This is a genomic window from uncultured Roseibium sp., from assembly GCF_947496995.1.
Taxonomy (GTDB): Bacteria; Pseudomonadota; Alphaproteobacteria; order Rhizobiales; family Stappiaceae; genus Roseibium.
Window position 1 is genome coordinate 1,286,585 of sequence record NZ_CANMFD010000001.1, and the last position, 13,026, is coordinate 1,299,610.

General features: G+C 59.6%; 10 protein-coding genes. 5 read left to right on the top strand and 5 right to left on the bottom strand.

What is annotated here, in order from left to right; translation table 11 throughout:
• Positions 1-547: 547 nt before the first annotated feature.
• Positions 548-1,960: an FAD-binding oxidoreductase gene (locus Q1B40_RS05805; protein ID WP_299811294.1), complete on the bottom strand. Its 1,413-nt coding sequence runs from the start codon at positions 1,958-1,960 to the stop codon at positions 548-550.
• Positions 1,961-2,130: 170 nt separating this feature from the next.
• Between Q1B40_RS05805 and fabI the strand changes: the two genes are divergently transcribed.
• The 3 genes from fabI (at position 2,131) to Q1B40_RS05820 (ending at position 5,150) form a co-directional block, all read left to right on the top strand.
• A complete protein-coding gene (fabI, locus tag Q1B40_RS05810) occupies positions 2,131-2,949 on the top strand; it encodes an enoyl-ACP reductase FabI (protein ID WP_299811297.1) in 819 nt (272 codons plus the stop codon).
• Between the two features lie 129 nt (positions 2,950-3,078).
• The gene (locus Q1B40_RS05815) at positions 3,079-3,723 is read left to right on the top strand and encodes a histidine phosphatase family protein (RefSeq protein WP_299811299.1); all 645 of its coding nucleotides are present in this window, start codon (positions 3,079-3,081) and stop codon (positions 3,721-3,723) included.
• A gap of 251 nt (positions 3,724-3,974) precedes the next feature.
• Positions 3,975-5,150, top strand: a complete 1,176-nt coding sequence (locus Q1B40_RS05820) for a DUF3095 family protein (protein ID WP_299811301.1) — start codon at positions 3,975-3,977, stop codon at positions 5,148-5,150.
• Here Q1B40_RS05820 and Q1B40_RS05825 read toward each other — a convergent pair.
• On the bottom strand, positions 5,133-7,394 hold the full coding sequence (locus Q1B40_RS05825) for a bifunctional diguanylate cyclase/phosphodiesterase (protein WP_299811304.1): 2,262 nt from the start codon (positions 7,392-7,394) through the stop codon (positions 5,133-5,135). The genes Q1B40_RS05820 and Q1B40_RS05825 overlap by 18 nt on opposite strands.
• A 353-nt stretch (positions 7,395-7,747) precedes the next feature.
• On the opposite strand from Q1B40_RS05825, the gene aroC reads away from it, so the two are divergent.
• Together aroC and yghX are read left to right on the top strand one after the other, a co-directional pair.
• A complete protein-coding gene (gene aroC / locus Q1B40_RS05830) occupies positions 7,748-8,833 on the top strand; it encodes a chorismate synthase (RefSeq protein ID WP_299811307.1) in 1,086 nt (361 codons plus the stop codon).
• 135 nt (positions 8,834-8,968) lie between these two features.
• A complete protein-coding gene (gene yghX, locus Q1B40_RS05835; protein ID WP_299812551.1) occupies positions 8,969-9,856 on the top strand; it encodes a YghX family hydrolase in 888 nt (295 codons plus the stop codon).
• A gap of 82 nt (positions 9,857-9,938) precedes the next feature.
• Here the strand turns inward: yghX and Q1B40_RS05840 are convergent, their stop codons facing one another.
• From Q1B40_RS05840 to Q1B40_RS05850, 3 genes are all read right to left on the bottom strand, one after another.
• On the bottom strand, positions 9,939-10,493 hold the full coding sequence (locus Q1B40_RS05840; RefSeq protein ID WP_299811309.1) for a hypothetical protein: 555 nt from the start codon (positions 10,491-10,493) through the stop codon (positions 9,939-9,941).
• Between the two features lie 23 nt (positions 10,494-10,516).
• The gene (gene ribB, locus Q1B40_RS05845; RefSeq protein WP_299811311.1) at positions 10,517-11,836 is read right to left on the bottom strand and encodes a 3,4-dihydroxy-2-butanone-4-phosphate synthase; all 1,320 of its coding nucleotides are present in this window, start codon (positions 11,834-11,836) and stop codon (positions 10,517-10,519) included.
• Positions 11,837-11,910: 74 nt separating this feature from the next.
• Positions 11,911-13,023: a class I SAM-dependent methyltransferase gene (locus tag Q1B40_RS05850; protein ID WP_299811314.1), complete on the bottom strand. Its 1,113-nt coding sequence runs from the start codon at positions 13,021-13,023 to the stop codon at positions 11,911-11,913.
• Positions 13,024-13,026 lie beyond the last annotated feature (3 nt).

Sequence of the window (13,026 nt, forward strand, 5' to 3'; positions counted from 1 at the left end):
AATAGTGAGTTTCGTCAGGTTGGTTTTCAATACTGTGCTGAAAAGCAGGTTACTTTTGACAGAGACGTCTCGTGGGGGCGAACGCTTGCTGAACAGGATTTTGACCTGAAATTGACTCAAACCTGTCCAACCGGTCCTCCGCGGGCCGCGAAGGTGGGGAAAACTTTCGGAGGAGATTCGATTGATTTGATCGAATGGTCAAATTTTTATCGAGCTGGCTTGTCGCGAAAATTCATTTCGGAACAGAATGCTGACACCAGATGTGAAAGTGATCGTTGCACTGTCGTCTTTTGCCAATAGCGAGAACGCTATCCACAGGGTTGCGGAAATTCCGGCAACCCGTCAAATGTACATATTGATCCGTCTTGCGAACCTTGCCTTGAACCGTGGTCCGTTTCTGCCGTCCGGCGCCGTAGATGAACGGCGGGCTCACCAAGTAAAATCGCAATACGGACCGGTGTGATCAGGCACCGGTCCGGCGTCCCGCGACTACTACGCTTTATTATCAGATTACGAAAAGTAGCAGCGGGACGCAGCGCGGACAGTCTCAGATGACGCGGCCCGGGTTGAGAAGGTTGCTTGGGTCCAACGCGGATTTGATCCGCCGCATCAGGTCCAGTTCAATATCCGACTTGACCTGGCTGAGGAGATCGCGCTTCAGGCGTCCGATCCCGTGTTCGGCGGAAATGCTGCCGCCGAAGTCATGAACGATGCCATGCACGACAGCATTCATCTCGTCCCATCCGGCGAGATAGCTCTCCTTGTCGGCGCCGACCGGCTGGCTGACATTGAAATGGATGTTGCCGTCGCCCATGTGGCCGAAGGGCACCGGCCTGCAGCCGGGAACGAGGCTTTCGACCGCCGCCATGGCCTTGTCGAGAAAATCCGGGATGGCGGCGACGGGTACGGAGACGTCATGCTTTATGGAGCCGCCTTCCGGTTTCTGCACTTCAGACATGCCGTGACGGATATGCCAGAAATCCTGAACCTGAGAGAGGTTCTGTGCAAAGGCGGCGTCTTCGACGAGTTCTTCTTCAAAAGCTTCGCCGAGAATGCTCTCCAGCAGATCGCGGACAGGAAACGCCTCCGAAGCGCTGGAAAGCTCCATGAGGATATACCAGTCATGCGGGTTTTCCAGCGGATCGCGGCTGCCCTCCAGATGCCGCAGGCAAAACTCCAGTCCGACACGCGGCATGATTTCGAAACCGGTCAGGACGGGACCGGCCTGGGCCTTTGCGAGCGAGAAGAGCTTCAGGGCGGCCTGCGGATCGGGCAAACCGATAAAGGCCGCTTCCAGTTTCTTCGGCTTGGGAAAGAGTTTCAGCGCAGCGGCGGTAATGATCCCCAGGGTGCCCTCTCCGCCGATAAATAATTGTTTCAAATCATAACCGGTATTGTCCTTGCGAAGGGTTCTCAGACCGTTCCAGATCTCCCCGGTCGGCAGCACAACTTCGAGGCCCAGGACGAGGTCTCGGGTGTTGCCGTAGGCCAGCACGGCGGTGCCGCCTGCGTTGGTGGAAATGTTGCCACCGATCTGGCAGGAGCCCTGCGAACCGAGGGCGAGGGGGAACAGACGGTCGACTTTTTCGGCTTCGTTTTGCAAAGCCTCCAGCACCACGCCGGCCTCTACCGTGATGGTGAAACCGGCCGGATCCACAGAGCGGACCTTGTTGAGCCGGGAGAGCGACAAGACGATCTCATCCCCGGATTCCTGCGGGATTTGTCCGCCCACCAACCCGGTGTTGCCCCCTTGCGGAACTATTTTCAAACCTTGCTGGCAGGCATATGTCATCACCGCGCTGACCTCTTGCGTGCTGCCCGGGCGAAGCACCATGGGCGTGACGCCCTGATAGAGATCCCGCCACTCGGTGAGGAACGGAGCCTGGTCGTCAGGGCTGGTCAGTACATGTGCCGCGCCGATGATTTCGGCGAAGCTGTCGGCATGGGAAGAGCGCTCCATGAGCGGGGTCCTTGTGACGTTTGACAGTGAAATTCGGGCGCCAACATAGTGGCTGACGGCGCCGCCGTCGACGCTTCATTCGCGCCGCTGCTCACTTGAAGGACGAAACCCCTTGTGCCATAGGATGCCAGCCCTCGGGGGCGGTACAGGATTCCTTTTCGGAGATGACGATGGCGGAAACGCGCGGACTGATGAACGGCAAACGTGGTCTGATCATGGGCGTGGCTAACAACAAGTCAATTGCCTGGGGTATTGCCAAAGCAGTGGCCGACGCGGGAGCCGAACTGGCGCTGACCTATCAGGGCGATGCATTGAAAAAGCGCGTCGAGCCGCTTGCCGAACAGCTCGGTGCCTTTGTCGCCGGTCACTGCGATGTCACGGACGGCGCGTCGATCGATGCGGTGTTCAAGGCCCTGGAAGAAAAGTGGGGCAAGATCGACTTCGTGGTCCACGCCGTTGCCTTCTCCGACAAGTCCGAACTGACCGGCCGCTTCGTCGATACCTCCTCCGATAATTTCGCCCGGACGATGGACATCTCCTGTTATTCGCTGACCTCCGTCACCCAGCGCGCCGAAAAGCTGATGAGTGCGGGTGGTTCCATTCTGACGCTGACCTACTACGGCGCCGAGAAGGTGATGCCGCATTACAATGTGATGGGTGTCGCCAAAGCCGCGCTGGAAACCAGCGTCAAATATCTGGCCATGGATCTCGGCCCGCAGAACATTCGCGTCAACGCGATCTCCGCCGGTCCGATCAAGACACTGGCTGCCTCAGGCATCGGCGACTTCCGCTATATCCTGAAATGGAACGAGTACAATTCACCGCTCCGCCGGACGGTCACCATCGAGGAAGTCGGCGACAGCGCGCTGTTTCTGCTCTCCGACCTCGGCCGTGGTGTTACCGGTGAAATCCAGCACGTTGATTGCGGCTACAACATCGTCGGCATGAAGGCCGTCGATGCCCCCGACATTTCCGTGGTCAAGGATTAAACGGTTCAAAGACCGGCTGCCGCCGCCTTATCTTTCTGAAGAGTTCGTGATGGCCGGTTTCAACCGGCCATTTTTCTATTACGTGTCTTTTGATTGAAGCTGAAGCTTTCGCATTGCCTGAGTGAGACCATGACGATCCTGCAATCTGCACCCGATACCGGCCTGCTTCCAAGGCTCCATGACCCTGAGCTGCTGATCTTCATCCGTCACGGTCAGACGGACTGGAACGCGGAAGGGCGTATGCAGGGGCAACGCGACATTCCGCTCAACGCCACCGGCAAGGCCCAGGCCACAGGCAACGGCGAACGGTTGAAAGCTTTTCTGGAGGCAGAGAATATCCCGTTGGACATGCTCGACTTCGTTGCGTCCCCTCTTGGGCGCACCCGCATGACCATGGAACTTCTGCGCTCGGCACTGGGCGCGGATCCAGCGACCTACCGGCTTGATGACCAGCTCAAGGAAATCACCTTCGGAGACTGGGAAGGCCATACCCTTGAGGAACTGGCGGATGTGGAGCCGGAGCTGATTGTGCAGCGGCGGGCCGACAAATGGGGGTTCGTCCCTCCCGGCGGCGAAAGCTATGAAATGCTCACCGGCCGGATCGGCCCGTGGTTGCGATCGGTCGATCGCCCCTCGGTTGTCGTTTCGCATGGCGGCGTTTTCCGCGTCGTGCGTGGTTTGCTTGAGGGGCTGGAGAAAACCGCAACACCCAAGCTGGATGTGCCCCAGGACAAGGTCTTCGTCTGGAGAGACGGCCGCTTCGAGGTCGTCTGAGGCCGAAACAGATTCGCTGGCTTCTGCTTTGTGGCCTGATCTTCATTCAAGGCGAACCGGTTTGGCTCGTTGGCTCCGTGGAGTCGGCTGCCTTCCGATGCCTGACGAGGATCCAGCGGTGCCATTCAGGCGCCAGATTTCGGCTATGAAGGATAATCCCGATCTGATCACTCCCGGTTGTCGTAGACAGATTAACGAAGCGCCGGCCTCCGTGTCAGCCGGAGTTTGAAAAGGCGTCAGGAGCGTGTGTCGTGTCAGCGGATGAATTTTACAGCGAGCTGCCGAGCTTTTCGGATTTCAGCACGGTCGGCGAACTGGCCGGTTACCGGCCTGTGCCGGATAACTGGTATGTCCTGGCAGCCGACATCGTGCGCTCGGGAGATGCTGTTGCCGCCGGACGCTACAAGGAGGTCAACATGGTGGGGGCGGCGGTCATTGCCGCTGTCGTGAACCGCCTCGGCCGCGACCGGGTGCCGTTCGTCTTCGGCGGTGACGGCGCAACGCTCGTGGTGTCCGAACAGGATGTGCAGGCAGGACGCGAAGCGCTTGCCGGTGTCGTTGATCTTGCCCGGCAGGTCATGGAACTGGAACTGCGGGCCGCAGCCATCCCCGTGGCGCATCTGAGAGAACTCGGCGGAGACGTCAAGGTACGCAAGTACGAGCTGAGTGAGGGCAATCACCTGGCGATGATCCTTGGAGACGGGCTCGCCATCGCCGACCGCATTCTGAAAGACCCGGATGCCTCAAGGCCCTTTACGATCACCTTGAAAGACACGGTCCTGCCGCCACTTGACGGCCTTTCCTGCCGCTGGGAGCCGTTGCCGGCGAAACACGGGCACATCGTTTCGCTGATCGTCAAGCCGTCCGGCCGCAAGACCCTGCCTGAGGTCATGGACGACGTTGCTGCAGAGCTCGGCTTCAATCCGCTGACGGACGACAACCGGACAAGGTTGGCGGAAAAAAGCCGGCTGCGCTTCAGGTTCCCGCCCCGAAATCTCCGGCTGGAAGTGGCGATGTCCTTCGCCGGCAAGGCCGTGCGCGGCTGGATGACCAGCATCTTCGAATGCCTGGCTTTCATGCTGAGCACCACCACCGGCTGGCGCATTGGCCCCTTGGCTCCGGCGAAATATTTTCGGGAGCTGAGCCTCAATACGGACCATCGCAAGGTCGGGGACAGTCTTCAGCTTGTGCTCGATCTGACGTCGGCACAGCTTGCGGCGGTCGAAAACTGCCTGAACACGGCCTTTGAAGCCGGAGACGTCGTCTACGGAATGCATGTGTCCGGCTCGGCGCTGATGACCTGTTTCGTGGAGGACATCGGCAACAGCCGTCACATCCATTTCGTCGACGGCGCGGATGGCGGTCTTTCGCTTGCTGCTGCGGAGTTCAAGAAAAGGCAGGCGGCCCTGTCACCAGCCGCGACCTAGCCCCAGTACCGTTTTACGCGGCGCCGGAGTGCTCAGGGGCGTAAGAAAATTGTGCTTTAGGATCAGGTTCAGAAGCTGGTCTTCCGGCACGGCTTTCGAGATCAGGAAACCCTGGATGTCGTCACAGCCGTTCTGCTTCAGCCACTCAAGTTCGCCCTCGGTCTCGACACCTTCCGCGAGCACGCGGATATCGAGGCTCTTGGCAAGATTGATCAGCGCACTGGTGAACTTTTGCAGGTCCGGGTCCGTGTCCACGCCCGAGATGAAACTGCGATCGATCTTCACCCGGTCCACTTTCAGGTCCCGCAGGCTGGAAATGCTGGAATGGCCGGTGCCGAAGTCGTCCAGTTCTATGAAGAATCCAAGGTCGGACAAGCGGGCGATATTTTCCTTGATAGGTGCAACTGTGCTTTCGTCGATCATCACCGCTTCGAGAATTTCCAGACTTATGTGGGAAGGCAGTAGGCCCATGGACCGGACCTGACGGTCCAGTGCATCCACGGCCTCGGGATTTCCCAGGAGATCGGCTGTGACATTCAGACCGAAATGGATCGGATGCAGCGTCTTGCCGCTCACGCTGGCCGCGAGACCTATGGCGTGTTCCCGGACGGTCTTTTCGATCATCTCCATATAGCCGGCTTCCACGGCAGCGGGAAAGAAGGAGGCGGGCGCGCGGACGTCGTCGCCGTCAATCCAGCGCACCAGGGCCTCGGCGCCGATCAGGGTGCCGGTGTGGATGTCTATCTGCGGCTGGTACCAGGGGACGATGTTGCCGTCGTGAAGCGCCTTGATGAGCTGCTTGGCGATCTGTCCGTTCTCTTCGAAGGTTTCCCGCATGTTGTGGGTGAAGAGACTGTACTTCCTCGGTCCCAGCTTCTTGGCCGAGCGCAGGGCAAGCGCCGCGTCGACGATGATCTGGTCGCTGACCTCTGCGGCGGGCCGGCTTATGAACAGGCCGGCATTGCCGTCGATTGTCACCTTGTGGGTGTGCAGGTACCGCTCCTTGCCCAGTTCTTGAATGAGCCTGGCCGCAAGCTGTTCGAATTCCAGCGGGTTCTTCAACCGTCGGCGCAACAGCATGAACTCGGTACCACCGGTCCGGCAGACAAAATCGTGCGGCTCGGCAAGCTGCGTCAGTTGTTCGGCCACCTGCCTGAGAATGGAGTCGCCATATTGATCTCCGAAAAGGTCGTTGACCTTCTTGAAATGACGCAGGTCGAAAACCAGAAGACCGACCCTGATACCCTCATGCGGGAGAGGAAGGTTCTGAATGGTTTTCAGGAGCGCCCGGCGATTGGGCAGGCCGGTGAGCGGATCGTGAAATCCGAGGTTTTCAAATTCCTGCTGCGTGCGCGCGGCAAGCGTACGGCTCAGCGTCACGGCAATGGCGAAGGCGGCAAGAATGACCACGGCGCCTGCCAGCCCGGCAAGCGCCACGGCGAACAGGGTCTGCGCGCGTTGTTGCTGCAGATCCGCGCTGAGCGCCTCCAGGGCTGCCTGCCACAACTGGAAGGTCACCTGCACCAGCTCCGGCTGCTTCGTGATGAGAGGCGCCGAAACAATGTCCGCGCTCGTGCTGGCCTTGATGGTGGAGGACAACAGTTTCGAGCCTGCCGTCTGAAAGGACAGGTTGGTCTTGCGGTAGAGCCGGGCCTGTTCGCTCAGATCGCTTACGCCTGTGCCCGCCGGGTCCTGCAAATAGATTGCCGTGTCCTTGGCGGCTTCATCCGCGGCCGCCTTGAATTGACCGGCCTGCACCGGGATAAGCATCTTGTCCCAGACGCTTATGTTGTCGCGGCTTGCCAGCAGATCGGCGTTCTTCGCCATTTCGGAAGATTCAATAACCACGGCCAGAAGCGTGTCGTCGATCAGGCTCGGAAGTCTTGATGTCTTCGGAGAAGCGGATGAGCTGAGCTTCGCCAGCTGCGAGAGGGAGGACGTCAGCTTGCGAGCCTGCCGCAGGGCAGGGACACCGGGTTCGGTGACAAGGGCGTCCAGATCTTCAAGCAGGGCGGGATAACGGTCTTCTCCGGCGAATTCCTCGAGCTGGACACGAAAAACTCCAGAAGGTTCCTTTGCGTTGCCGGTCAGGGCTTTTTCCTGCATCAGCGGGCCGAGGGCCTCGATCAGATGCAGTCCCTCCAGACTGCGGTCAATCGCGAGCACGTTCTCGATCTTGTTGTGAAACCAGAGCGAAGCGAACAGCAGGCTGGGCGCCAGCATGAACACGATCAGTCCGGTCAACCAGCCCCTGATCCGCACCGGCATGCCTTTTGATTATTTATCATTGTAAATACATATTAATTGCAGAGGCTTAAGAATTTGCGAATCAACTCCTGAAAGTCTGACACGTTTTATTCTTGGGCTTTGCTCGTTTCCTCAGGTTATTTTGACTGGCGATAACCTGAAGCTCTGTTGATCCGGGTAACTGTTCTTGACGGATGCAATAATAAGCGGATTGCCGGTCTCGGCGGTTGAGCGCAGTCCGGATCCGACCGTCGGGGGTTGCAGGCCATGGCCGAAGGACTTGAGCTTCCATGCAGTATGGCGTATCGCTCGGCGCCAGACATTCTTTCGCATGAGATCGGTAGCCGTTCATGTCGCATAACAGTTTTGGACATTTGTTCCGGGTCACGACCTGGGGGGAGAGCCATGGCCCCGCAATCGGCTGTGTCGTCGATGGCTGCCCGCCTCTGATCCCGCTGACGGAAGCTGACATCCAGGGCTTCATGGACAGGCGCAAGCCCGGACAGTCCCGGTTCACGACCCAGCGGCAGGAAGCCGATGAAGTGAAGATCCTGTCAGGCGTCATGGTCGATGAAGACGGTGTCCAGAAGACGACAGGCACTCCTGTTTCCCTGATGGTGGAAAATACCGATCAGCGCTCCAAGGACTACTCGAAGATCAAGGACCGGTTCCGTCCAGGCCACGCAGATTTCACCTATGATGCCAAATACGGCATCCGCGACTACCGCGGCGGCGGACGCTCGTCCGCGCGCGAGACGGCGATGCGGGTTGCTGCCGGTGCCGTTGCCCGGAAGGTCGTCCAGGGGGTGAGCATCCGCGGCGCGCTCGTCCAGGTCGGTCCGCACAGGATCGAACGCGGCAACTGGGACTGGGATGAGGTCGATAGAAATCCGTTCTTCTCGCCCGATGCCGAGGCTGCAGCCCTGTGGGCCGATTATCTGGACGGCGTCCGCAAGGCGGGGTCCTCGGTCGGGGCTGTCATAGAAGTCGTGGCAGAAGGTGTTCCTGCAGGCTGGGGAGCTCCGGTATACGGCAAGCTCGACACCGACCTTGCGGCCGCGATGATGTCGATCAACGCCGTGAAGGGCGTTGAGATCGGCAACGGTTTCGAAGCGGCAAGCCTGACCGGTGAAGACAATGCCGACGAGATCCGCATGAACAATGCCGGTCGTCCAAAGTTCCTTTCCAACAATGCAGGCGGCGTTCTTGGCGGGATTTCGAACGGCGATCCGCTTGTCGTGCGCTTTGCCGTCAAGCCGACGTCTTCTATCCTCACCGAACGCAAGTCGATCACGCGGCAGGGCGAAGAAGTCGATGTGAGAACCACGGGACGGCACGACCCGTGTGTCGGTATCCGCGCCGTTCCGGTGGGAGAAGCCATGATGGCCTGCGTGCTCGCCGATCACTTCCTGCGTCACCGCGGCCAGGTGGGGTAAACCTCCGCGCGGTTACATATCGTTACAATTCTGTAGAGCCAGGGACTGGATCTTGGCCCACTTCCCGCTAAGTTTTCGAAGCATTGCAGTGTTTCGTGCCTTTCAGGGAGTAATGACATGAATGAGATGACGCCTATCCGCCGGATGACGGCGAAGGATTTTCCGCAGGAACTTCTGGATCTCTATGACTTCTATGCGCACGGCAAGATCACCAAGCGCGAGTTTCTGAGCGGGGCTGCGAAATTTGCGGTCGCCGGCGTGACCGCCGCGATGCTGCTTGACCAGTTGTCTCCCAATTATGCCCATGCTCAGCAGGTAGCGCCGGACGACGCAGATATCGTCACCGAACGCATCACCTATCCGTCTCCGAACGGTCACGGCGAAGTTAACGGTTACCTGGTGAGGCCCGCCGGAGCCACCGGCAAACTCGCAGCTGTCCTTGTGGTGCATGAGAACCGCGGTCTGAACCCTTATATCGAGGACGTCGCCCGCCGCCTCGGCAAGGCCGGCTTCATGGCGCTGGCACCGGACGGACTGACTTCCGTCGGCGGTTATCCCGGAAATGACGACCAGGGCCGTGAGCTGCAGCGCACGGTCGACGGCACCAAGCTGATGAACGACTTCTTCGCCGGATTTGAATACCTGCTCAACCATGACGGCAGCACCGGCAAGGTGGGTGCGGTCGGGTTCTGCTATGGCGGCGGTGTGGTTAATGCGATTGCAGTTGCCTATCCGGAACTGGCCGCCGGCGTGCCGTTCTACGGCCGTCAGCCCGACGCTGCGGATGTCGCGAAAATCGAAGCTCCGCTGATGCTGCAATATGCCGAACTCGACGAACGCATCAATGCCGGCTGGCCGGCATACGAAGAAGCGCTCAAGGCTGCCGGCAAGGACTATGTGGCCTATGTCTACCCGGGTGTGAACCACGGGTTCCACAATGACACCACGCCGCGCTACGACGACGAAGCCGCAAAGCTCGCTGAAGAAAGAACAGTCGAGTTCTTCAAGAAAAACCTGATGTAGGCGAAAGGCGGCAGCTTGTTCAGGCTGCCGCCGCATCTTGCCGGCTGACTGTCAGGCGAGCGGCAACAGCATGTCCGGCAATTCAGACAAACTTGAACGCGCGGATACGGGTCAGGATTTCATCCGGGTCGGCCGCAAGGGTGTGCAGGTCGATGGCGATCAGTTCCCGGCCGTGTTCACGCCTGGACCTCTTCCAGTTCCGTTTCATGTATTTTTTCCAGAATGGAAAAGGCTGGGCCCTGGTAAGCGCGTTGTCAAGGGGGCGGGTCAGCAGCACGTCCAGCCGGACCTGTTCGATATTGCGGACGGTTTTCCGTTTGACATCGGTCATCCGGATGGCGGACCAGTCGATGAAGCCGATCCGTTCGACGTAAAGCCCCTCTTCGTTGGCGCCGAGCTGCGGTTTGCCCTTTTCGATCATCGGGTAATGCCAGTAGGCCATCGCAATGGGGGCGATTGCGGCCAGTGTTAGCAGATGAACCCCTGTAAAGACGCCGATTGCGGCGAACAGGATGCCAAGTGCAAGGCATCCGTAGACGATGACTTCGCTCTGGCTGCGGTTGAAACTGACCGTGAATGGCACCGCTGCTTCGTGTTCACTGTCTTCCGGTTTTTGCGCCTCGTTCCCAGTTGCCATGAATGACTACCTCTTCGGAGACCTCAGGTATCAAGGATCTCCGTCTCGTCAATTTTGATGTCGAACCCTTCCAGCCCCACGTAATGCCGTTCACGCGTGGCCAGCAGGCGAATTGAGCTGACACCCAGATCTTTCAGGATCTGTGCGCCCAGTCCAACCTCCCGCCATTGTTCCTGTCTAGCTTGCGCGGAGCTGTGGTCCTCGTTTTCGTCGGCTTCGAAATCGTTCCGGGTGCGTCTGGACTGTTGCGCGACACCGACGGAACCTTCGCGCAGATAGACGATGATTCCTCTGCCGCGATCCGCGAAATGCTTCATGATATGGTCGAGCGGCTTGCCGCCACCGAACACATCGTCGAGAACCGATTCCAGCTGCAGCCGGACGGGCACGCTGCGGCCGTCGAGAATGTCGCCGTAGACGATGGCAAGGTGGTGCATCGGATCGTAGGGAGTGGAATAGGTCATCGCATAGGCCATGCCGGCGACGGTTTCGACCGGCTGTTCATTGATCCGCTCCACCAGCTTTTCCGTGCGCTGGCGCCAGGCGATCAGGTCGGAGACCGAAACCATTTTCAGGTCGTGCTCTGCGGCGAATTCCGCCACCTGCTGGCCCCGCTTGACCGTGCCGTCGTCATTGACGAGTTCGCTGATGACTCCGACCTGTTCCAGGCCGGCGAGGCGGCAGAGATCTACGGCGGCTTCCGTATGGCCGGAGCGGATCATCACGCCGCCTTCCTTCGCGACCAGCGGGAAAATGTGCCCCGGGCGCACGAAATCCTCGGCGCCGACATTGGGATTGGCGAGAGCGCGGACGGTAGAACAGCGCTCTTCAGCCGAAATGCCGGTCTTCAGGCCGTGCCGGTAATCGACGGAAATTGTGAAGGCGGTCGACAGCGGCGCATCGTTTTCGGCAACCATCGGGTCGAGCCGCAGACGCCGCGCCTGGGCAACCGTCATCGGTGTGCAGATGATCCCGGAAGTATGCCGCACCATGAAGGCCATTTGCTCGGGCTTGATCTTGGAGGCGGCGACAATCAGGTCACCTTCGTTTTCACGGTCGTCATCGTCGGTCACGACCACCATTTCACCACGTTCGAACGCACGGATTGCTTCTGCGACACGGGCCTGGGACACGGGATGCTCCTTGGTTGTAGACAGTCCGAGAAAGTCGTTTGGAGTGACGTCGCCGTTCGTGGCGATGGCAATTTTGCGAGCCATGTCCCGCGAGACCCACACGGTGGGGTCATTGCACAGGGCGGTTACCGAAGCAGGGGACAGGTTGGCGCGGCGCGCGAAGGCACTGCGGCTTTCTCCGGTCTGCAAGAGCCATTGATCGAGTCTCATGCGGCAGGATATAAACCTGTTCGCATTCAGCCTCAAGAGAAGGGTAATCAAAAATTCAGTGTGGCTGAAAAAAATCAGCTGCTTTTTACGAATTCCGCGACGCGCGACACGAAGGCCGGGGTCACCCGGCGTTGCTCTAGGCCGCTGTCTGCGCACAGACCCGTCAGGTCTTCGTCGAGATAGGACGTGAAATAGGGTTCATGGAAAAGCTGCGGGAAGACGGACAGAAGCCCGTCATAGACCGGCACGTCTCCGCTCTGCAGACTGTCGACGAACAGAAACGAGCCGCCCGGTTTCAGCACCCGCGCCACTTCGGCGATCACCTGCCTGCGGATCTTGGGCGGCAGCTCGTGAAACAGGAAAACGCAGGAGACGATGTCGAGCGAATTGTCTGCAAACGGCAGATCTTCCGCCATCGCGGTCACATAGCTGGCGCGTTTTGAGCGGCTCCGCTCCCGCGCAACGTTCAGATAAGGCTCCGACAGATCCAGTCCGGTTCCTCTCAGGCGGGGGAAGGCCGCCAGGGCAGGGTGTAAAAGCCCTCCCGTGCCGCAGGCAAGATCCACGAAGGCGACCTTGCGCTGGTCCTTCTTGCGCAGGATCTCCGCAAACGGCACGAGCGCTCGGCGGCGCATGGCGGCCGTTGCGCCGGAAAACAGCACATCGACCTGAAAATCATAAAGCCGGGCGCTTTCCTGCGACAGCCAGCCATCGGTCTGGAAATGGAAATTTTGCCGGTAGTAACGCGGCAGGGCGTCCGCAAACCCCTCCGCCTGCTCGTTCACTTCCTGATGCGCACCGGTCGCCCTGCGGCGGGCGACGTTCGGCACGTCCCGGAAGAAGGCCCTGCTGGTGGACAGCAGCTCGCGCGGGGTCATGGTGCCGTCCGAGGGCATCGGGTAAAGGCCGTCCTCGACAGCCTTTAGGTCTTCAGCGAACAGCTTGACGATATCCGCAAGCATGCGCCGCTGACCCGGCATCGGGCCGCTGGGCACGACCTTCGGTGTCTCGGGGAGTTCTTTCTGCAGCCGCCGGTTCATGCGGCGCATGGCCTCCGAGTGCAGCGTATAAAGCGCGAGGCGGCTGCCTTGCCGGAGAACATAACGCGACCGGCGGGCAAACGACCGGAGCGGTGGACTTCCAAAGGAGCCTGAAAAAGGCCTGAAATCATCGTCCGCCGCGCTCATGGC